22 protein-coding genes are annotated in these 21,647 nt (G+C 49.9%); all 22 read right to left on the reverse strand.

Features of this window, described 5'->3' with window-relative positions:
- Nucleotides 1-3: 3 nt before the first annotated feature.
- Nucleotides 4-771: an MlaE family ABC transporter permease gene (locus tag BMW43_RS02220; protein WP_091743776.1), complete on the reverse strand. Its 768-nt coding sequence runs from the start codon at nucleotides 769-771 to the stop codon at nucleotides 4-6.
- Between the two features lie 208 nt (nucleotides 772-979).
- Nucleotides 980-2,785, reverse strand: a complete 1,806-nt coding sequence (locus BMW43_RS02225) for a SpoIVB peptidase S55 domain-containing protein (protein ID WP_439331442.1) — start codon at nucleotides 2,783-2,785, stop codon at nucleotides 980-982.
- 27 nt (nucleotides 2,786-2,812) lie between these two features.
- On the reverse strand, nucleotides 2,813-3,124 hold the full coding sequence (locus BMW43_RS02230) for a biotin/lipoyl-containing protein (protein WP_091743777.1): 312 nt from the start codon (nucleotides 3,122-3,124) through the stop codon (nucleotides 2,813-2,815).
- A gap of 176 nt (nucleotides 3,125-3,300) precedes the next feature.
- Nucleotides 3,301-4,785, reverse strand: a complete 1,485-nt coding sequence (locus BMW43_RS02235; RefSeq protein WP_091743778.1) for a phosphodiester glycosidase family protein — start codon at nucleotides 4,783-4,785, stop codon at nucleotides 3,301-3,303.
- 54 nt (nucleotides 4,786-4,839) lie between these two features.
- Entirely contained in the window at nucleotides 4,840-5,223 is a 384-nt protein-coding gene (locus BMW43_RS02240; RefSeq protein WP_091743779.1) for a rod-binding protein, read from the reverse strand.
- Nucleotides 5,224-5,262: 39 nt separating this feature from the next.
- Entirely contained in the window at nucleotides 5,263-6,384 is a 1,122-nt protein-coding gene (locus BMW43_RS02245) for a flagellar basal body P-ring protein FlgI (protein ID WP_091743780.1), read from the reverse strand.
- Between the two features lie 51 nt (nucleotides 6,385-6,435).
- Nucleotides 6,436-7,038 (reverse strand): flagellar basal body L-ring protein FlgH, encoded by a 603-nt coding sequence (locus tag BMW43_RS02250; protein ID WP_245732191.1) that lies wholly within the window; start codon nucleotides 7,036-7,038, stop codon nucleotides 6,436-6,438.
- Nucleotides 7,039-7,073: 35 nt separating this feature from the next.
- On the reverse strand, nucleotides 7,074-7,901 hold the full coding sequence (gene flgA / locus BMW43_RS02255) for a flagellar basal body P-ring formation chaperone FlgA (protein ID WP_091743781.1): 828 nt from the start codon (nucleotides 7,899-7,901) through the stop codon (nucleotides 7,074-7,076).
- 9 nt (nucleotides 7,902-7,910) lie between these two features.
- Nucleotides 7,911-8,699 carry a flagellar basal-body rod protein FlgG gene (gene flgG / locus BMW43_RS02260; protein ID WP_091743782.1) on the reverse strand — a complete coding sequence of 263 codons (789 nt, stop codon included), beginning with the start codon at nucleotides 8,697-8,699 and terminating at the stop codon, nucleotides 7,911-7,913.
- A gap of 166 nt (nucleotides 8,700-8,865) precedes the next feature.
- Nucleotides 8,866-9,609, reverse strand: coding sequence for a flagellar basal-body rod protein FlgF (gene flgF / locus BMW43_RS02265; RefSeq protein WP_091743783.1), 744 nt, complete (start codon nucleotides 9,607-9,609; stop codon nucleotides 8,866-8,868).
- Between the two features lie 70 nt (nucleotides 9,610-9,679).
- Nucleotides 9,680-10,705 carry a rod shape-determining protein gene (locus tag BMW43_RS02270; RefSeq protein WP_091743784.1) on the reverse strand — a complete coding sequence of 342 codons (1,026 nt, stop codon included), beginning with the start codon at nucleotides 10,703-10,705 and terminating at the stop codon, nucleotides 9,680-9,682.
- 164 nt (nucleotides 10,706-10,869) lie between these two features.
- A complete protein-coding gene (gene spoIIID, locus BMW43_RS02275; RefSeq protein ID WP_091743785.1) occupies nucleotides 10,870-11,136 on the reverse strand; it encodes a sporulation transcriptional regulator SpoIIID in 267 nt (88 codons plus the stop codon).
- A gap of 357 nt (nucleotides 11,137-11,493) precedes the next feature.
- Nucleotides 11,494-12,237, reverse strand: coding sequence for a M23 family metallopeptidase (locus BMW43_RS02280; protein WP_091743786.1), 744 nt, complete (start codon nucleotides 12,235-12,237; stop codon nucleotides 11,494-11,496).
- A 46-nt stretch (nucleotides 12,238-12,283) separates the two neighbouring features.
- Nucleotides 12,284-13,279 carry a stage II sporulation protein D gene (gene spoIID / locus BMW43_RS02285; protein ID WP_091743787.1) on the reverse strand — a complete coding sequence of 332 codons (996 nt, stop codon included), beginning with the start codon at nucleotides 13,277-13,279 and terminating at the stop codon, nucleotides 12,284-12,286.
- Between the two features lie 342 nt (nucleotides 13,280-13,621).
- Nucleotides 13,622-14,878 (reverse strand): UDP-N-acetylglucosamine 1-carboxyvinyltransferase, encoded by a 1,257-nt coding sequence (gene murA, locus BMW43_RS02290; protein ID WP_091743788.1) that lies wholly within the window; start codon nucleotides 14,876-14,878, stop codon nucleotides 13,622-13,624.
- 245 nt (nucleotides 14,879-15,123) lie between these two features.
- The gene (locus tag BMW43_RS02295) at nucleotides 15,124-15,879 is read right to left on the reverse strand and encodes a YwmB family TATA-box binding protein (RefSeq protein WP_177173434.1); all 756 of its coding nucleotides are present in this window, start codon (nucleotides 15,877-15,879) and stop codon (nucleotides 15,124-15,126) included.
- A 188-nt stretch (nucleotides 15,880-16,067) separates the two neighbouring features.
- The gene (locus BMW43_RS02300; RefSeq protein ID WP_091743790.1) at nucleotides 16,068-16,478 is read right to left on the reverse strand and encodes a F0F1 ATP synthase subunit epsilon; all 411 of its coding nucleotides are present in this window, start codon (nucleotides 16,476-16,478) and stop codon (nucleotides 16,068-16,070) included.
- 3 nt (nucleotides 16,479-16,481) lie between these two features.
- Nucleotides 16,482-17,894 carry a F0F1 ATP synthase subunit beta gene (gene atpD / locus BMW43_RS02305; RefSeq protein ID WP_091743791.1) on the reverse strand — a complete coding sequence of 471 codons (1,413 nt, stop codon included), beginning with the start codon at nucleotides 17,892-17,894 and terminating at the stop codon, nucleotides 16,482-16,484.
- An 82-nt stretch (nucleotides 17,895-17,976) separates the two neighbouring features.
- On the reverse strand, nucleotides 17,977-18,837 hold the full coding sequence (atpG, locus tag BMW43_RS02310; protein ID WP_091743792.1) for an ATP synthase F1 subunit gamma: 861 nt from the start codon (nucleotides 18,835-18,837) through the stop codon (nucleotides 17,977-17,979).
- 6 nt (nucleotides 18,838-18,843) lie between these two features.
- Entirely contained in the window at nucleotides 18,844-20,379 is a 1,536-nt protein-coding gene (gene atpA / locus BMW43_RS02315) for a F0F1 ATP synthase subunit alpha (protein ID WP_091743793.1), read from the reverse strand.
- Nucleotides 20,376-20,945 (reverse strand): ATP synthase F1 subunit delta, encoded by a 570-nt coding sequence (gene atpH, locus BMW43_RS02320; RefSeq protein WP_091743794.1) that lies wholly within the window; start codon nucleotides 20,943-20,945, stop codon nucleotides 20,376-20,378. Before atpH ends, atpA begins: the two co-directional genes overlap by 4 nt.
- Nucleotides 20,939-21,439 carry a F0F1 ATP synthase subunit B gene (gene atpF / locus BMW43_RS02325; RefSeq protein WP_439331438.1) on the reverse strand — a complete coding sequence of 167 codons (501 nt, stop codon included), beginning with the start codon at nucleotides 21,437-21,439 and terminating at the stop codon, nucleotides 20,939-20,941. The genes atpH and atpF overlap by 7 nt, the downstream gene beginning before the upstream one ends.
- Nucleotides 21,440-21,647: the final 208 nt, after the last annotated feature.

The raw sequence follows: 21,647 nt of genomic DNA on the forward strand, positions 1-21,647 counted from the left end.
ACCCTACCGGAATAATATTAAAGATAAAAAATAATTGCTGATAAAAATTAAAATAATTGAAGTCACCACCGAAGAAGTTGTTGCCCGGCCTACCCCTTCAGCCCCCGGATCAGTCGTGAGGCCCTTGTAACAGCCGATAAGGGCGATAATCACGCCAAAAACAACAGCTTTGACCAAACCGCCGGTCACATCGTTTACCACGGCGAAAACCTTGATCGAATGCAGATAGGTAAAAGAACCGATACCCGAATATAAAGTAGCCACCAGGTAGCCGCCGATTGTGCCAATTACATCGGCAAAGACAACCAGCACCGGTGTCATGACAATACAGGCAAGTATGCGGGGTACTACCAGATAGGCCACCGGATTGACGGCCATGACCCGCAATGCATCAATTTGTTCAGTTACTTTCATCGAACCGATTTCAGCCGTAATGGCCGCACCGACCCGTCCGGCCAAAACCACACCAGTCAGCACAGGCGCCAATTCCCGTCCGATCGCGATTGCCACTACACCGCCGACCGAGGATTGGGCGCCATATTTGATAAATTCATTGGCGCTTTGCAGCGTCATAACCATACCGGTAAATAAGATGGTCAATAAAACGATAGGCAGAGAGTCTACTCCTAAATGGGACATTTGCTGAAATACCTGCGTTGACTTGGGACGGCTGCGAACGTGATACATGGCCTCAATAAATAAAAGAACCAGCTTTCCTACACTTTCCATTCCATTTATAACACCGCGCCCGATACTTTCTAAAAACGGCATGCTTCTATCCCCCATAGCAAAATAAACTGTCCATTTACAATTCACAACAATATACGATACGGGCATAAATCTTTAACGATTTTATTATTATTCGCTACCGGTCCGACACATCCCTGCCGGTTTTCCGTCTCCCGCTTTAGCATTATATGCCTGTTTTCAGCCAATTAAGCAAAAAAATGCACCTTCCTTCAGGAAGGTGCCTGTCAGTTTATTTGCTTTTATGATCGGTCACTACATTAATCAATACCTGTGCATCATTGTCAATAATATAATCGGTGGTTGCAGAGGTCTTAGGCTTGACGGCTTCCGTAGTACCGGCCGTCAAGGCTCCCTTCAACGTCCCGCTGTCGCCAGCGGAGTGCTCCGCGCTTTCTCCCACCGGGAAAAGTCCCGCCTTGTCATCGGATCCTGCCTTGCCGGGATCGGCCGTTCCCTCCGGCATAACACCGGTATCGAGAACTTCAACGACAATGGCATTATTACGGTCACGGGAAGTAAATTCATTAATAGAATCGGCAAAGGTCATGTTTTTAGCCTTTGTTTTTAAGTTTTTCAGTTCCACATCCAGTCCCTGTTTTTTTAATAGCAACTGGGTCAGCGGAATCATACCGCCACCCCGTACTTCCAGCAACAACGGTCCGGCCGCCTGTTCCTTGGGTACCGTGTAGTTTACCGTAATAGTTACCGGTTCACTCCGGTACGGTTTCAACTTGACCTGTATCGGCACGGTTTCGCCCGGCTTGGCCGCCGTAGCTTTTGCCTGCGCACTCACAATAGATGCCGTCTGACGTTCCTGATTGACCGTCACCTGCATCTTGACGTCCATGATATCTACCGGGTTATAAGGATTGGTCATTAGCAAATTAAGAGCTTCAAAAAACTCGCTGACAGCCATTTCGCCGATATTCACCGGACTATAGAACATATTTTCGCGCCGCAGCGTTTCACCGGGCATATTCCGGGCCGAAATTTCAAAGCTCACTTTAGCCGAACCGGTCCCAATACGGTCCATCGCCTTTTCCATAACACTGTAGGCCGTGGTAGCCGAGAGAATGGGCGCCAGTTCTTCATTTTGCACAACCTGCACCGCATCGTCCTGTATTTTGTTCACATCGGTATCGGTAACGGTAATCCGCATCGGTATGACCGATGGATACTGCCCCACCGTTCCGGCAATTCCAGCCTTGCGGTCTTGCGTCACCATACCGAGCAGATTGCCGGTGGAACCGACTTTAAAACCACTTTCCAGACCGTTTACTACCGTATAAATGGTGGCATCGGTCAGCAAATAGGAAGCTTTACCCCGTTGCAGGAAAGGATGACCAAAAGCCAGCACTTTATTACCTTCGGTATACGTCACTGTGCCAATCGCCCCCACGCTGACATCGCCACGGACCAGCTCGATGCCCACAGCACTGCCTGGTTCCAACGCGGCAGCCTGGCCTTCTGTTGCATCCGGTTGACTGCCTACGGCATAGGGAAACAACTTATAGGGACTTAATTTATCCTGCAGCATGGTCATGGCGTGATCACTCAGGCCGGAGACCATCAGGGGCGTAGCCGCCGGCAGCAGGTTCTGCCTTTCTCCGGCATTCCCGCTGCCAACAGAAACTTTTTCGGTTGCCCCCAAATCCCATAATTTCAGCATATCGGCAATCGGCGTAACCATGCCGACGGTATGGTCACTCAACGGCCAGCCATAGGCAATGGCACCGACCAGCTTGCCGTCGATATAGACCGGACTGCCGCTCATTCCCTGGACAATGCCGCCGGTTTGATCAATGACCGCACCAGAAGTGCGAACCAGAATCAAATCGCCGGAGCCAGGATTCTTCATCACATTAAGTACTTCCACATTAAATTCTTCAATGTTAGTGCCGGACACTACCGTTTTGGCGATGCCCTTCATACCCGGTTTTACTTCATCTAACGGCAGGATGGAAGGATAAGCCTGTGCCGCGGTCAGCGGCAGCAGTACAAAAATCGCTACAATAGTTAAGCAACGCTTCCACATGGTTATCAAAAAGATCATCCTTCCCTTTTACTTGCTGACTGGCTCCAACCGCACCAGTACTTCACCTGCCTGTACGGCATCTCCGGCCGAAACCAATACTTCCCGGACAATTCCATCAGCAGTAGACCGCACAGCCGGCACGGGACCTGTTATGGAATCTACAACGACCAGTACATCCCCTTCACGGACAGAGGTACCGGGCACGGCCAAAGACTTAGCAACTACCTTGCCCGATAAGACACTTCTTTGATCCACCAAGTGAGTGGCTGCCGATACCCAGGCAGCAAGAGCAATCAAAAGAACAGCCGTTATCAGCAAAATATTTCTTTTGCGAAGCATACAAATCCCTCCTTACTTTATCTAATCCCTATACCATTTTTCGCTGTCAAATTTCCTGTCTTCCACAGCATGTGCGCCGTTATGGCGCTACGGCACTGCTTTGGCCTTATCCAAAGAAACTCTGCTGTAAGGTTCGAAGCAGGCTATACTGTTACTTTCATTATACAGCATTATGGTCAATTGGCAAGATTCGTCGAAATAACAGCCAATGCGGTTCCAATAGAACGCTCATGACCATCGGAGGGTTTATTGACAATTTCCTTTTGGACAATCATTTCACTGGAACCGCCGCCATCCAGGTTCATGGCCTGGATGCTCCCCAGTTCCTGCATTAAGAGTGCCGTATCCAGTAAAGTGAGCCCTATGCTGTGTTTTTGCCGCCCATCCACGACCATTAGCAGGATATGCCCCTCCTTGGTAATTCCCACAGCCGTGCGCGGCGCCCGGCCGACAGCCACGTCGGACCCAAACTCCTCCAGCTTGGTGGTTAAGTAAACACTGTTATTCTTTACAAGTCTCGGTCCCGCGCCAATGACTGCAACGGCTTTACTCCATTGATCCCCCAGGCTTTGTGTCACCTTCACGGTATCGCCGACCTGCAATTTTCCCAAGGCTTGCTGTGACTTGCCATGGACAGATAAGACAAAGCCGTCTTGCGGTATCACCGAATTATTGGTATTGATTGCCGTTATTTTATTCCCTTCCACAACATATTCGCTGCCAAACGGATTGGTATCGGTCGCCGTGTCATAATAAGAATTATACAGAATCAGGGCATCGGCCCCCCGTTCTTCGTTCACACCGGTAATCGCAACTTTTTGACCGTCCGGCAATTCGACACTTCCCTGATACAGCGCATCGTCGATTATGGCACTGCCATCAGGTAATATACCCAAAGCGGTACGCGTAATATCCATACTGGCAATAATGGTGCCCTGCAACTGCATGACCCCCAGTGTTGTCCCGTCCAGGCCAAAGTAAGCGGCATTTACTGCGGCAGCCGCACCCTTTGCCTGTTGCATTAACGATGATAATTTCTCCAGACCTACTGTTTTCTGATTGGACAGCAAGGGCTGCAGTTTCCAGCCTGCCTTGGGATCAAGGTCTAAAATATGGGCCGTCAACGGACCCTCGGCAGTGCCACGGAGTAAAGCCGTATAGGTTAAACCCGGGGCGATTTCCCGCTTTATTTTATGTTCGTATTTTTTTACAATATCGATAACAATCCGGTTGGGATTCTTTAAGGTAAATACATTGTAAACAGCCGTCGTTTTTAAATCAATAACTGCTGTAATACCTTCCTTGGTTTCGCTGATCCGCAAACTTTTAAATACCGGGTCCTGAGCAGGCAGTGCCGGTATAACTCCCTTATTTATCGTCTTGGGCAGCGTAACACTAATATGAGCAGCAGGAGCGTCTTTATTTTGCGGCGCCTTGTCTTCCAGCAAATTTACCGAGTACTCCGGCAAAGCACTTACGTCAAGCACAATCCGCACCTTTTCCGGCGACTGACTCACCCTGATCTTTTGCAGTTCGATAGCTGGGACGGCATTGGTTGTCTGGGCCGGAGCTGTCGCAGCAGCGGCAAAGCCTACTGTGATCTGTGTGAAAAGCTGGACTAAAATGAGCAAAACAAACGGTATCTTGTATACTCTATTCATAAATTCCTCCCTGTTAAAACCGCGCAAGCTGGATAAGAAGAAAACCAGCCGCCATCAAGGCGTCTGGCTTTTGTTCTTCGCAGTATTTATGGTTTGGCTTAACTGATGGTACAACATGTCAGCCAAACCAATCCCACCGGCTTGAGCCATATTTTTGGTCAGTTCGCCGTCCAGCATGGACGTCATGATGGATTCGGCATTGCTTTGTTTAATTAGTCCGTCCTTCGGCACAGTATCCCGCATTTTGCTCATCATAAAGTTCAGAAACACGGCCTCCATGTCCCGGCAAGCTTGCTTGAGCTTGGTCTGGTCTTCCGTGTCACTGATATTCTGAGTAGCCTGGTTCAGCTTTTCAGCAAAATCGGTATTCCCGTTAGCCTGAAGATACTTGCTTTGATTGACGGTTCTGTCTACACCGCCGATAGCGCCTACGTTCATAGCCTCACCTTTATTATTCAAAATTTAGGAGTACGAAAATCATATGAGTTGCAGATCGGCATGCAGCGCTCCGGCAGCCTTAATGGCTTGCAGGATGGAGATGACATCCCGCGGCGTCGCCCCTACCGCATTCAGAGCGTTCACCACATCACCCACATTAGCGGTAGACGGTAAAAGGATTGTATTGCCTTTATCCTCTTCCACACTCACATTCGTGTTGGTCGTTGTCGTGGTAGTTCCCCGGGAAAGCGGCGGCGGCTGCGACACATCGGTACTCTTGCTGATTTTGATGGTTAACCCGCCCTGGGTCACGGCAACCGAATCAATCGCCACATTAGCTCCCATAACAATGGTTCCCGTCCGTTCATTAATTACAATCTTAGCCGCATTATCGGGAACAATGGATAGTTCTTCCAGGGAAGCGACAAACCCGACCAAACCATCACCTTGATACTCAGCCGGTACGGCAATCACAACCGTACCGGGATCGCGGGCCGTCGCAATAGCCCCAAAACGGTAATTAATCGCATCACCGATTCTGGTTGCCGTGGTAAAATCCGGTTGAGCCAACGACAAAGTGACTGTTCCATTGTTGCTAAACTGCATGGGAACATCTTTTTCCACAATGGCGCCATTTGGCATAGTACCCACGGTAGGGAAATTCTTCTGCTGGCTGTTGCCACCGCTGCCAAAGACAAAGCCGCCGGTCGAGACAGGCCCCTGTCCGACCGCATAGACCTGACCGTTTGCGGCACGGAGCGGCGTTTGCAGCAAGGTCCCGCCTTGCAGGCTCTTTGAATCACCCATGGAAGAAACAGTAATGTCAATCGTATCACCCGGTTTGGCAAAAGGCGGCAACTGAGCGGTCACCATGACTGCCGCCACATTTTTTGATTGCATTTGGGAGGAAGGCACTGTAACCCCAAAAGTCCGCAGCATACTGGCGATGGACTGCATAGTTTCAATACTCTTGGTGGAGGAATCGCCGGTACCGGCCAACCCCACCACCAGACCGTAGCCTAGCAGTTGATTCGCCCGCACGCCCTGCACTTTGGCGACATCTTTAATCCGGGCGACAGCCCCCATCGTTTCCGCCATAACCGGTAAAGCACCGGTGGACACAAGCAGGGCAGCCATAAGAGCACATAACAATTTACGCATACATTAATCCTTTCCGGCGCAGCAAAACAACTTCATGCATTTGCCGCAGGGTTAGAATAAGATATTGAAAAGCTGAGTAATAATCCCCTGGCGTTGCTTTCCGGCAATAGGGCCTTTGCCATCGACATATAGCTGAGCATTGGCAACCAGATTGGAGGAAACGGTATTATCAGCGGCAATGTCATCAGGACGAACAATGCCGGAAATGGTAATACTCTGTTCTTCACCGTTCTGCTTGATTTTTTGCGTGCCGGAAATAACCAGATTCCCATTAGGCTGGACTTCAACCACCTGTACCGTAATTTTTCCCGTCACTTTATTTGTATTGGTAATGGAGCCTTTAGCCTGGAATGAGTCGGAATTTCCCGCACTGGCATCGTTCAAAAAGGTAAACAGCCCTACGCCGGCACTCATACTAGTACTGCTGGTCTTGGAGTTGCTGGCGTTACCGCTGCGGCTGGCACTGGAGTTTTCGTTGATTACAATGGTCAGAATATCGCCGACAGCCGCCGCCTTACGGTCACTATAAAGAGATGACGCCTGTCTGCCCTCTGCCCATAAGGATTCGGCATGCACGGGCGTTTGAATCGGTAAAGCGGGAAAAAAGAAACCGACTATAAGTATCATTATGATTTGCATCCGGTTTATTTTCATCAGCAGGTCACCTCACTTTTATTCATGCATTGACATCACCGGTATAAAGAAATCAACACCGAGGTCCCATCCAGCACCTGCGCCGTAACGACCTTCTTGGAATTGACATTGCGTACCCGGATGACGTCTCCTACACTGCCGCTCTGCATAGCTTCCCCGGCGGCCGTCACTTCCATGTCACCCATTCTTACCAAAATGGATACCGTAGCGCCCCGTTTTATCACATCAGGTTTGGTCAGCATGTATTTGTTAAGCGGTGTTCCCGGTGAAATTGTCCGGCGTGCCTGCATCCCGGCCACGTCATCCAGACTTGTTATGTAACCCTGCGACAGACGTCCGATATCCATGCGTTCGTATTTGATGCTGTCCGGTACGATGAGTTCATTAGCGGCCAGACTTCTCGTCGCTACCACCACGTCCTGAAACAGGCGGACATCCAGGCTCAGGCTGACCTTGGTATAAGCCTGGCCATCCAGCGTAACCACCGCGTACACTACAGTCGGAAAATTAAAACGGACACCGTAGGGTAATTCAATGCGATAATCAGCCGCCCCCGGCGGCAGTTCAATATCGGTAGGCAGATTAAGCGGCGTAATCGTCAGCCGGGTATCTCCCGCCGGAATTCCCGCCCGCTGCCGGACAAGTTGCAAAGCCGACTGCAGCAGATCATTGGCACGAATCACCTGTCGCTCGCCTGCATCATACCCCGTTACATCCCGATAGGCTGCCGGCCTGATGTAAGAGACAGTCTGGCCCAGTCCCGGCAGTACTGCAACCGGCACAATTTGATCGGTACCGGCGGCAAAACCGTACTGTACGCCAACAGCCAACAACAACAATAAGCACCCAAGCTTTTGCAACATAGCTTTCACCTAGCGTTTCAGATTGGCTGCCGTCTGTAGCATTTCATCCGAAGTGGTCACAGCCTTGGAGTTCATTTCATAGGCCCGCTGCGCCACAATCATGTTAACCATTTCTTCCACGACCTGAACATTGGACATTTCAAGATACTTTTGAATCAGCGTACCCGAGCCTTCTTCCCCCGGTATGGTAACTACCGGATTGCCAGAGGCATCCGTTTCCTTCAGCAGATTACCGCCAAGGCTTTCCAGACCGGCCGGATTGATAAAGCGGGCAATTTGAAGCTGTCCAAGTTCCTGTGGGGCCGTTTCGCCAGGTACGGTAACAGTTACAGTACCGTCGGTGGCAATCGTAATGTCGGTAGCATTTTCCGGAATGGTAATCTGCGGTTCTACCAGATATCCTTCCGAAGTAGTCAGCCGGCCCTGACTATCTTTTTTAAACGAACCGTCACGGGTGTAAGACAACGTGCCATCCGGCATGTTGACCTGAAAAAAGCCGTCCCCCTGAATGGCTACATCCAGAGAATTCCCGGTAGATTCCAGGTTGCCCATGGTATACATCTTCTGAATGGCAGCCTCCCGGACGCCTAATCCAATCTGCAACCCGGTCGGCAACTGCGTATCAGCCCCTGAACTGGCACCTGCCTGACGGACTGTCTGATACATCAGGTCTTGAAAATCAATACGACTCTTTTTAAAACCGGATGTATTTACGTTAGCCAAATTATTTGACAGATTATCAATATTTGCCTGTTGGGCGATCATCCCCGAACTGGCAGTCCAAAGTGCACGCATCATGGCGGTACAAGCCTCCTAATTTTTATTTCTATAGCATCGGCCATCCATGGCAATCTCGAAACCAATCATTCAGCTATCGCTACAAAAGAAACGCCGATTAATGAGCCTGCCGGCCAGGCGGCAAAGGATCCGTCAGGACGCGCAGTGCGAATTAATCAGTGGTTTCCTAGACTTTAGCGACTTCATTGACTGCTTTATCCAGCAGTTCATCCTGTGCCTGTACTGCCTTCGCATTTGTTTCATAGGCCCGGTACCCGGCAATCATATTAACCATTTCGGAAACCGCATTAACATTGGACTGCTCTACCACACCCTGGCGGGCAATCCCCTCCATGGGGCTTGTTTGAGCGCCCGCCGCCGCAACATACAGAGAAGAGCCTTCCTTGGTCAGTTGTTTTTCATCGGCAAAGTTAACCAGTTGCAGCGAACCTGTCACCATACCATCCACACTTACCTGCCCGTCACCGGAAACTGCTACTTTATCACCGTTTACGCGCAGCGGACCGTTTTGCCCCAGGACCCGGTATCCATCCTGCGTCACCAATTCACCAAGCGCATTGCGGGTAAATGAGCCGTTACGGGTATACCGGACGCCGTTTGGCGTATCAACAGTAAAATAGCCCTGTCCGTCAATGGCCAGGTCAAAGGTATTTCCTGTCTGCACCATTGGTCCGGCTGAGTGAATCGGGGCAATTTCATCAATGACCGAACCTACGCCCATATTGCCAATCACCGGTGCATCGGTCCCGTCGTTGATGCGCTGAATATACATGCTCCTGAAGTCCTTGCTTATCGCCACATCCTTCTTATAGCCTGCTGTATTCACATTGGCTAAATTATTGGCTATGGTATCGGTACGCAACGATTCGGCTACCATTCCGGAAGCAGCCGTATAAATTCCCCGAATCATACTACCATCTCTCCTATATTAAAAATCAGTGGTTTTGAGACATATTTCCACATATGTATATATTCGACGTTTAAGCAATACTTCCTTTTTTTAGTGTGGTCAGGCTGTCTTCGATCGACTCCAGCGACTCCAGCGCTTTACCCGTCCCTAAAGCGACGCAGGAAAGCGGATCTTCGGCCAAATAGGTCGGAATGCCGGTCTCCTGAATAATAAGCCTGTCCAATCCGTTAAGCAACGAACCGCCGCCAGTCATGACAATGCCCCGGTCCATAATATCCGACGACAATTCGGGCGGCGTACTTTCCAGTACCGACTTAACCGTCTGAACAATCAGCGATACCGGCTCAGAAAGGGCCTCTCTCGTTTCGGTCGAACTGATGCGTACTGTCTTTGGCAGGCCGGAGACCAAATCCCGGCCGCGTACCTCAATCACTTCATCCCGGCCATGGGGAAAGGCAGTCCCAATTTTCACTTTTATTTCTTCCGCCGTGCGCTCGCCGATCATAATGTTGTATTCCTTCTTCACATAGCGGACCAGCGCCTCGTCGAATTTATCACCGCCGATTCTGAGCGACTCGCTCAGCACGATGCCGCCAAGACTAAGTACAGCCACATCGGTAGTCCCGCCGCCAATATCAACAACCATGGCGCCGCAGGGCTCGGAAATATCCACGCCGGCACCCAAGGCGGCGGCCATCGGTTCTTCAATTAAATACGGTTTTCTGGCACCGGCCTGCATGGTGGCTTCCAAAACCGCTCTTTTTTCCACCGTGGTCACTCCGGAAGGAATACAAACCATAATCCGTGGTTTGAACAGAAAGCTTTTACCGGCCACTTTCTGAATAAAATGACGTAGCATGCTTTCGGTTGTGTCATAATCGGCAATAACGCCTTCCCGGAGCGGACGAATGGCAATAATATTGCCGGGAGTCCTGCCCAGCATCCGTCTTGCCTCTTCCCCAATGGCCAAAATCTTATTTGTATCTCTGTCGATTGCAACTACAGAAGGTTCCCGCAGTACAATTCCCTTTCCTTTTATGTACACCAATACATTCGCTGTACCTAAATCCACGCCAATATCCATCGAGCCAAACATCAAAAATCCCCTTTCAACACTGCCAGTTAAGCTTGTCTCCCATCATTCCGAAAAAAATAATCCACCGGCAAAGCAGAAAAAACAAACCGCCGTCTGATTATTTATTCGCAAACGAATAGAATCACATATAGGATTTTAGCTTCTACAATTTCTAAAAAAATCCTCTATTTTTCTTCACATTCTTTTGTTTCCTGATATTTTTTTCTAGTCGCCTCACCACCGCGAATATGACGCTCGGCTTTGTTGATTTCCAGCACATGCCTGACCTTATGAGACAGCCGTTTATTAATGATTGGCAGACGTTCAATCATATCTTTATGCACCGTGCTTTTGCTGACGCCAAATACAGCGGCTGCCTGACGCACCGTGTGCTTACTCTCGAGTATATGATTACAGATGTCCAGTACTCTTTTGCGAATATAATCTTTCATCTTGTTTGGTTCCCCCTCACCAGTTGTTTGCTACCATGTATATGCGGACAAAAATAAATCATGCGCGAAAATCTTTTCGCCCATGATTTTAAACTGGTACCTTATCGATGCTAAAACTATAGCAAGGGTTTCTTCGCAATGCGCGGCGGCGGAACCGCACAGATCGGCAATCTGTGCGGGTATGACACCAAAAGGGGGCATAAAAAAAACTGCTAAACCAGCAGTCTTTTTTTAGCAGATGAAGTGCCAATGAGTATTGACTATCATAGTTGCCCTTCTTTTACAAAAATCTCCTTCTTTTTCGACAGTCTGAGACCGTGGAGAAGCATCAAAATCAGCGGTATTGTTACATCGTTTTTAACGCAGAATATCCAAAGGATTAATGGCTTTTCCTTCCCGTTTGATAACTAAGTGGACATGCAAAAAAGGCTCGGCTGCCGAAGAGCCGGGAGTACCGATTTCCTGCCCGGCTTTCACGGTCATTCCCTTTTCCAGTTGAACGGCAGCCAGTGCCCCATAGTAGATGATGTCTTTGCCCTGAGTAATAGCCACAGTCAGCCCCGTTGCCGGATCAGTGTATATATCCGTCACAGTACCGGCATATATGGCTTTGACCTTTTCAGTCTTATCTTTGCCTTCGATATCAATGCCCGGATGAAATCGCCATTCCTGGTATACCGGCTGGAACTGCCAGCCGAATTCTGTTTTTATAGAACCTGTCAGCGGCCAATGAGCCTGGGCGGGCTCTTCGACAACAGCGGTATCCTTCCCGGCCGGCTTGCTGACAGCCTGTATATCAGTTGTCTTTTGTTCCACCGCTCGGGTCGGAGTATCCACATTATTGGCCGCCTCCGCCTCCCGCTTGGGCAAAGCCACTTCCGACGAGACAACGGTCGGAGTGACTGCAGACTGCTCCTGAATGATCGAGCCCGCCCGGTTCCTGCCGCCCGGGACAGTCACCAGCAACAGTCCGGCACTTGATAGTAAGAGAACACCTGCGGCTATATAGCCGGCATAAAACAACTTCCATTCTTTCTTATAGCACAATCTGATTCCTTTTTGGACATACGACCAGATTTTGATTACTATGGCTGGCATCATGGTATCACCTCATTACCAGTATGCCCCTTTTTTTTCTTTAAGAAACTTATGAGCCGGAAATATGGGTAAGATCAATCCCCGTATAATAATATTTCAGGATATACTGATAATCCTTCCCTTCTTTAGCCAGACCGTTGGCCCCATACTGGCACAGTCCCACACCATGACCGTAGCCGGTCGTCTGAAAAACCAGCTTGTCTGCTCCGGTTTCCACTTTAAAATTAGTCGACTTTAAGCCAAGTTTGTCCCTGACGGTTCCACCGCTTAACAGCTTACTGCCAATACGGATTTTCCCTACCCGCCCCGAATCGGTCAACTCGGCAATTTGTACGGCAGCAGTGCTGCCATTTTGCGCAGCGGCCACAATATCGGTGTCACTGCCCAGCCGCTCAGCAATCTCGCTCAGGGAAAACTCCTTTGTTTCACTATACCGGGGCGATTGCTGGTCCCAATTGCAAGCCACGCTTTTTAGGTACGGATAGTCGCTCCCCCATACTTCTTTAGCGCTAGCAGTCCGTTCACCGCTAGTAGAATGAAAAACAGCTATAATGGGTTCACCGTTATAAGTGGCAATCATACCACGTGTTTCGTCAACAGCCTGGCTGATTTTATTCCAATACACCTTGTAACCAAGTGGTCCCCACCGTGCGGTCAATTCCTGTTCATCGGCCCAGGCCTGACCCTCGCGGTAATCGCTGCTCACATCAGCGCCCGGATGCGCGGCAATCCCTTCACCACCAAAAGTCGCCATATGCTTCACCGCGTAGGTCCTGGCTGCCACCGCCTGGGCTTTTAGTGCTTCCAGTTCAAACTGGGCAGGCATTTCCGCCGCTACCACGCCTTTTACATACTCCTCCAGATTCATTCCCACAATCTGATTTTGCTTGGCCATATAGACACGGATTACGACATCCTCTCCTTTAGCTACTCCTTTGGGACTGCCGACAGGGTCCAGGCCGAACAGACTGCGTATCACCACGGCAGGAACAATCAGTACTAAAAAAACAATCAATCCAACAGCACCGGCCAGCACCTTTTTCATCAAACACGCTCCCCTTTAGATTGTTCGTCCTTTCTCCTCCTCACTGCAAACTATTGACGCCGACTTGTGACATAACTACTACATACTATGCCTTCCAGCCGTCCCCTATGCCTAAGGAACCACTGATTTATTCACGCTGCGTGTCCCAGCGGAGCTGTTCCCGCCTGGCTGTGTCAGCAAAACCCTAAAATACCCCAACTATTTCGGCTAGTTTACTTCCCTGTCCAGCGAAAAATCTCTCGCCAGGCCGGCGGGCTCATTACATCCGTGGTTTCCTAAAACAACGGCAGCCAGACCCTGTTAGGCCTGACTGCCGTTGTTATGAAAGTCATATAAAATTGCTTACCGGTTTACCCGTTTAATGTCCGCACCGATGGCGCATAATTTATCTACAATACCGTCATACCCTCTGTCAATATGGTGAATATACCCTACTTCGGTTTCACCCTCCGCTACCAGGCCGGCTAACACCATGGCGGCGCCGGCTCTCAAATCGGTTGCCTTTACCGGACAGCCGGTCAGCTTGCGAACGCCTTCCACAATAGCGCTGCGTCCCTCAATTTTGATGTTGGCTCCCATCCGCTTTAATTCATCCACATGCATAAAGCGGTTTTCAAACACCGTTTCCGTATATACGCTGGTCCCCTGCGCCACCGTGGACAGGGCCATGAACTGAGCCTGCATGTCGGTAGGAAAGCCGGGATAAGGCAACGTCTTTATATCAATGGAGCGCAAGTTTCCCGAACTGTACACCCGCAACCCGTTGATATCCTCTTCAATGACAGCTCCCGCTTCCTTAAGCTTGGCGATCACCGGTTTTAAATGTTCGATCAGCGCGTTTTCAATCCAAACGTCACCGCCGGTCATTGCTGCCGCAACCATATACGTGCCGGCTTCAATCCGGTCAGGAATAACCGTATAGGCTGTCCCCCGCAGTTCACTGACGCCTTCAATTTTAATTACATTGGTACCGGCACCGCGAACGCGGGCTCCCATTACATTCAGATAATTGGCCAGATCAACAATCTCCGGCTCATGCGCCGGGTTTTCCAGGATAGTCACGCCTTGGGCCAGACTGGCTGCCATCATAATATTTTCGGTGGCACCGACACTGGGAAAATCCAGATAAATTCTGGCCCCGGTCAGCCCCTTCGGCGCCTTGGCCTCAATATAACCATGTCCGATTTCAATCTCCGCGCCCAAAGCTTCAAAGCCTTTTAAATGCAAATCAATCGGCCTTGTTCCAATGGCACAACCGCCGGGCAAAGAAATTTTGGCCTGCCCCCGCCGGGCCAGTAAAGGCCCCATGACGAGAAAGGATGCCCGCATTTTGCGGACAAGGTCATACGGAGCTTCACAACTGGTGATATTGGTACTATCTATCATCAGTGTATCAGCTTCACGCCGCGTCGGTACTCCCAGATGCTCCAGCACATGCATAAAAGTTCGCACATCTTCAAGATCAGGTATCTCTTCCAGCGTGCTGGGCGATCCTCCTAACAATGAAGCAGCGATAATCGGCAACACGGCATTTTTAGCACCGCTGATTTTAACTGTACCGGACAGGCGTTTACCACCGCTGATAATTAATTTCTCCATAAAGTATGGTCCCCCCACTTAACTCAACTTGCCTTCCCTGATGTAAACGGTTAGTATTGCATACGGCTGCTGCCGGTAAACTGCTAGGGCTTGTTTGAAAAGTAACGGACCCATGGCGAGTGATTTTTGTGTCAGACGAGACAAAATTTTGCAGGAATAGCACGGTCCCTATTTCAAAAAATTTTAACGACCTATGGCCCAAAAGGCGCCGTCAGAGAGCGTTGCGGATAATCCGAAAACACGCCCTAATACTCCCTGGTTATAATCGGAGAGCCAATTACCATATACGTTCGATTTTCCGTTTCACTGTACCGCATAGCTATATTGAGATTGATCTGCCTGCCGTTAGTCGTGACATAATCATCTATGGCTTTGGTATATCCTGTGCAGCTAACCACATTCTCATCAAACATAACCGGATCTATCGTAGCATGGACGGCTGCGAAGGCCCGCTCAATCCGCCCCTGCCATTCGTCCCTAACTAGTTTACCATCTAGGTATCCTACCAAGCAAGTATTTATACGCGGTCCACTGCCAAAATCCTGCAATATGGCGGCCGCTTTTTTATTATATTCCTTTATATGGCTACTATTTTCCTTCTCTGTCAAGTTTATTACCAAATATCCCCGCCAGGCTCCCCTAGATAGTACCGAAGCCGGCAGCCGGATCAGCTCGGCCATAATGACAAACTGCTTTTCGCCGTCGTCGGTTTCCGCTTTTACCACATGCCGTTGCGGAGTATTCTCCTGTGTGATCCGGTACTGCCCCGCCGTAAATCCCAACCTGTTCGCAACCTGCTTCACCGCCGGCAGCAACTCTTCTTCTGTCAAAAATTCAGTGTTCAGCTCGGTCCAGGCGTGAAGATTTGTTTCCGCAAGCTGGAACCCGGCTTCCTGCAGAGCGTCGCGCAATGGTTGCGCCGGCTCCGGTGAGGCCAGACTAATCCGCACAGCCAGCAAACACAGGCAAATGAATAGAGGAATTAGTCTAACCAACAACACCCACTCGCCTCCCCTCGCTAATTTTATTTCTTATCTTCATTCTTGCCAGTTTTTAGGGGAGTTATGCAAGGGAATCAAAGGGAGCTTTGCCTAAAAAAGCCTGCTGCTAGACTCATCATATTGTGTTGTAAAAACAAGATATGGTAAGGGTCCACAAAAAAAACAGGCCATTACAGCCTGCTTTCCTATCACATCTTATGCTCTTTCCTGGCAAGTCTTAATCGCAGCACCGCTCTTTTTAAGGCGGCTTCCGCCCGGGCAATGTCGATGCCTGACTGCCGGTCTTTAAGACGCGTCTCCGCCCTGTCTTTAGCAGCCTGTGCCCGTATGGAGTCAATCTCCTCGGGGTTCTCCGCGCAGGTTGCCAGAATCGTTGCCTTATCCGGCTGTACCTCAAGCAGACCGCCGCATAAAGCCAGTTGCCGCTCTCCGTCATCCGTCAGCAGGCGGAGAATCCATATATCCAAGCCGGCAATAAGCGGCGCATGGCCCGGTAAAATACCGACGTCGCCATTGGTTGTCCGGGCAATAATCATATTGACCTCGTCAGAAAAAGCAACTTTTTCAGGGGTTACAATATCCAGCTTAATTTTAGCCACGGTTTATTCCCCCTTCATCGTTTTCGCCTTTTCCACCACTTCGTCAATAGAGCCTACCATATAAAATGCGCCTTCCGGCAGATTGTCATGTTTACCGCTCAAGATTTCTTTAAAACCCCGGATGGTTTCCTTCAAAGGCACAAACTTGCCCGGCGTACCGGTAAAGGTTTCGGCCACAAAGAAAGGCTGACTTAAAAAACGTTGAATTTTTCTTGCTCTGGCAACCATCAGTTTATCCTCGTCGGACAACTCTTCCATACCTAAGATGGCGATAATATCCTGGAGTTCTTTATAGCGTTGCAGCACTTCCTGCACACCGCGCGCCACCTGATAATGTTCCTCGCCAATGATATTAGGGTCAACAATCCGGGAGGTGGAGTCAAGCGGGTCTACGGCAGGATAAATACCAAGCTCGGCAATCGATCTTGACAATACCGTCGTGGCGTCCAGATGGGCAAAGGTTGCCGCCGGTGCCGGGTCAGTCAAATCGTCAGCCGGTACGTATACAGCCTGTACTGAGGTGATTGAGCCTTGTTTTGTCGAGGTAATCCGTTCCTGCAGGGCGCCTACGTCGGTAGTCAGAGTGGGCTGGTAACCTACTGCGGAAGGCATACGTCCCAGCAGGGCCGATACTTCCGAGCCGGCCTGAATAAACCGGAAAATATTATCAATAAACAGTAAAACGTCCTGTCCACCGACATCACGGAAATATTCAGCCATGGTCAGGCCGGTCAAACCGACCCGCATGCGCGCTCCCGGCGGTTCGTTCATTTGTCCGTATACCAGCGCTGTCTTCTCAATAACGCCGGACTCGCTCATTTCCATCCATAAGTCATTGCCTTCACGCGTTCTTTCGCCTACGCCGGAGAACACGGAATAACCGCCGTGTTCAGTAGCAATGTTGCGGATCAGTTCCATAATCAGAACGGTCTTGCCTACGCCGGCGCCACCAAACAGACCGATCTTGCCGCCACGAGAATAAGGGGCAATCAGGTCAACTACTTTAATGCCTGTTTCCAAAATTTCTGTCGCCGTTTCCTGCGATTCAAAGCTGGGGGCCGGGCGGTGAATCGGCCAATAATCATCGGCTTCTATCGCCGCAGGATTATGGTCTACCGGCTGGCCTAATACATTAAATACCCGTCCCAGCGTACCCTTGCCTACCGGGATTTTAATCGGTGCGCCAGTATTTTCCGCTTCCATGCCGCGGGTTAACCCGTCTGTGGAAGACATGGCTACACAGCGGACAATGCTGTCGCCTAAATGCTGCATAACCTCTACGGTCAAATTTATTTCCACATCCCCGGACTGGCCTTTGATCTTGACCGCATTATAAATAGCGGGCAATTGTTCCGGGGGAAACTTAATGTCAACCACCGGACCGATAACTTGTACAACATGACCTAACGTATTCAGGGGGTCCCCCTCCTCTTTGCAAGTAAGCCGACAAGGTTTTGCTTTAAGCCGCTATCGGACTTACCGAATTTTTCTTACATACCTATTTCAGAGCTTCCACACCGCCGACAATTTCAGAAATTTCCCGGGTAATGCTTGCCTGACGGACTTTGTTGTAATTGAGCGTGAGTTTGGCAATCAGTTCTTCCGCATTATCGGTCGCCGAACTCATCGCCGTCATGCGGGCACCCAGTTCGCTGGCCGCCGCCTGTAACAGTGCATTATAGACGGTGGTTTCCAGATATTGCGGCAATAACACGGAAAGCACCTCTTCTGCAGAAGGTTCAAAAATATACTCCTGCTGCCCCTCCGATTTGCCATCGACCTGCTGCGCAGTATGATCCACGGGCAGCAGCTTAATCGTCGTCGGCTTCTGATTGATGGGCGAAAGAAATTCGGTGTACACCAGGTAAATTTCATCGTACTGCCCGTCTAAAAAGCCTTCGCTAGCCAATTTCACAATATCAACGGCATGCAAATAGGTCGGTTTTTCCGAAAAACCAGTCAGCTCGGCGTCAATGGTAAACTTACGGCGCTTAAAATAATCCCGCGCCTTGCGTCCGATCGTAATCAAACCGCTTTCCCGTTTCTCGCGAATGAGCGGCAAAGCCTCCTTGATCACATTGCTGGCATAAGCGCCAGCCAAGCCTTTGTCCGAACCAATGATGATAAAGCCGGAGCGTTTAACCTCCCGGACTTCTAAGAGCGGCAAAGCAGTCTCCGCAGCATTAGCCGACACATTGGCCAGGACTTCCTTGATTTTATCGGTGTAAGGACGACTGGCGATAGCGCGTTCCTGGGCCCGGCGCAACCGGGCGGCAGCGACCATTTTCATCGCCTTGGTAATTTGCCCGATATTTTTTACGCTTTTAATGCGGCGACGTATATCCTGTGCACTAGGCATATTTTATCACCCCGCAGCACCTTGCGTTTTATCATAAGAAACAAAGGTATCTTTAAATTCCACAATCGCTTTTTTCATAGCCGTTTCAATTTCTGCGTCCAATACTTTTTTCTCACGGATTCCCTTGCCGACTTCCGCGTAATTAGCCCGCATGAATTTTAAATATTCGGCTTCAAATTTACTGATTTCATCGGCCGGAATATCATCCAGGAAGCCGTTTACAGCCGTATAAATGACCATAACCTGCTCTTCTACCGGCAATGGCGAATATTGTGGCTGTTTCAACACTTCCATAGTCCGCTGACCGCGGTCCAACAAAGCCTTGGTGGCTTTATCCAGGTCCGAGCCAAATTGGGCAAAAGCCGCCAATTCCCGGTACTGTGCCAAATCCAGACGCAGACGGCCGGCAACCTGGCGCATAGCCTTAATCTGGGCGGAACCGCCAACGCGGGATACGGACAAACCGGCGTTAATAGCCGGACGGACGCCAGCATAGAACAATTCGCTTTCCAGAAAGATCTGGCCGTCGGTAATCGAAATAACATTAGTCGGAATATAGGCCGAAACGTCGCCGGCCAGCGTTTCAATCATCGGCAGTGCCGTAATCGAGCCGCCGCCAAGCTCATTGGAAAGTTTCGCAGCCCGTTCCAGCAGGCGGGAGTGTAGGTAAAATACGTCGCCCGGGTAAGCTTCCCGGCCGGGTGGACGGCGCAGCAAGAGCGACATGGCCCGGTAAGCCATTGCATGCTTGGACAAATCGTCATACACGCAAAGCACATGGCCGCCCTTATACATGAAGTATTCACCCATGGCCACACCGGAGTAAGGCGCCAGGTACTGCAGCGGCGCATTATCGGAAGCAGTTGCCGTTACCACAATGGTATACTCCATGGCCCCGCTTTCCTCCAGGGTTTTAACGACACGGGCCACGGTGGACGCTTTTTGTCCAATAGCCACATAAATGCAAGTTACACCATGTCCCTTCTGATTGATAATGGTATCTACGGCAATCGCCGTTTTCCCGGTACCGCGGTCACCGATAATCAGCTCGCGCTGACCCCTGCCGATGGGCACCATGGAATCCAGTGCCTTGATCCCTGTTTGCAGCGGTTCTTTAACCGACTGTCTATCGGCAATGCCCGGTGCGGTATATTCAACCGGCCGGAACTCGGTGGTAGCGATCGGCCCTTTGCCGTCAATCGGCTGTCCCAGCGCGTTAACTACCCGTCCGATCATCGCTTCGCCTACCGGCACCTGCATAATCCGGCCGGTGCGACGAACAGTATCGCCTTCCTTAATCTCGGTTTCGCCACCTAAAAGCACACCGCCAACATTGTCTTCTTCCAGGTTAAGCACCATGCCGTATATGCCGTTGGGAAACTCCAAAAGCTCTCCGGCCATCGCCTTGGTCAGCCCGTGAATACGCGCTATGCCGTCGCCTACCTCAATAACTGTCCCCACGTCATCGACATTAAGGTCTACCTGATAATCTTCTATTTGCTGTTTGATGATCGCCGTTATTTCTTCTGGCCTCATTTTCATACCTGGTTTGTCACCCCAATCTTAGCTCCACTATTGAGCAGTGAAGTCTTGAGTACTTGAAGCTGCCGTAGAACACTGCCATCAATTAATTTATCCCCGATTTTAACAATGACGCCTCCTAAAATGGCGGAATTAAGTTGCATTTTTACCAAAACATTTTTTCCTGTCGCCATTTTTAGTTTAGCCGCCAAAGCCTGTTGCTCATCATCGGAAAGCGGCAGCGCTGTGGTTACTTCGGCTTCGATTACCTGATTTGCCTGATTGACAAAGTTCTGAAACTCCCGTACGATAGCGGGCAATAAAGACTCACGTCGTTTATTCACCAGAAGCAGCAGGAACTTATATACAAAGTCAGTCAATTCCTGAGAAAAAACTTTACTGAGTGTTTCGCTTTTCGCAGCCGCCGGAATGCGCGGATGATAAATCAGCTTAGCAAACTCCTCATGCCCGGCAATGGTCGTTTCCACCATAATAAGCTGCTCCCGGGCTTCTGCTACTTTATCTTTTTCACTGGCTAACTCAAAAATGGCCTGCGCGTATTTTAAAGCTAACTGATTAGCTAACATGGCAGGCCACCTATTTTCTTCTCATCCAGTTTATCCATAAAGTCAGAAACCAATTTGGAATTTGTTTCGGCATCCAGGTTTTTTTCAATAATCTTGGCAGCCGCAGCCATGGACAATCCCACCACTTCGGCGCGCAGCTCGGCCAAGGCCAATTCGCGCTCGCGAGAGATTTCCTCCTGAGCGGCTTTCAAAAGACGAGCATGTTCCACTCTGGCTTCTTCAATAATTTCCTCTTTGTTCTTTTCAGCCTGTTTCATAGCCTTGTCCACAATTGCCTGCGCTTCGGCCCTGGCTGCCGTGAGCTGCGTCTGATATTCCCGTTTCAGATCCGCCGCGTCCTGTCTGTCTTTTTCAGCCGTAGCGAGATCGCCTGCAATACTGGCCTGACGAGCTTCCATCATCTCCATTAAAGGCTTGTATGCCAATTTTTTCAAAATGAACACTAAAATAAGAAAGTTTATAATTTGCGCAATAAGTGTCGCATTTATCTCCAACGAGGTCATCCTCCTCTTAAAGGCATATAACAGAACGCCGGCAGAGCGACATAGCACTCTGTTCCAGACGTCCCTGCTATCCCCAGCTTTAGCATAGCTGCTAAAAACAAGGTAAAAACAGACGGCTGAAGCACCAGCCGCAGCTCGTCATTTATTTACCTGTTCCCTAAAAACAAGCTCTGCCTTTTGACGGGTCATAGTCTTGCCA

Origin of the sequence: Propionispora vibrioides (assembly GCF_900110485.1) — a bacterium.
GTDB lineage: Bacteria > Bacillota > Negativicutes > Propionisporales > Propionisporaceae > Propionispora > Propionispora vibrioides.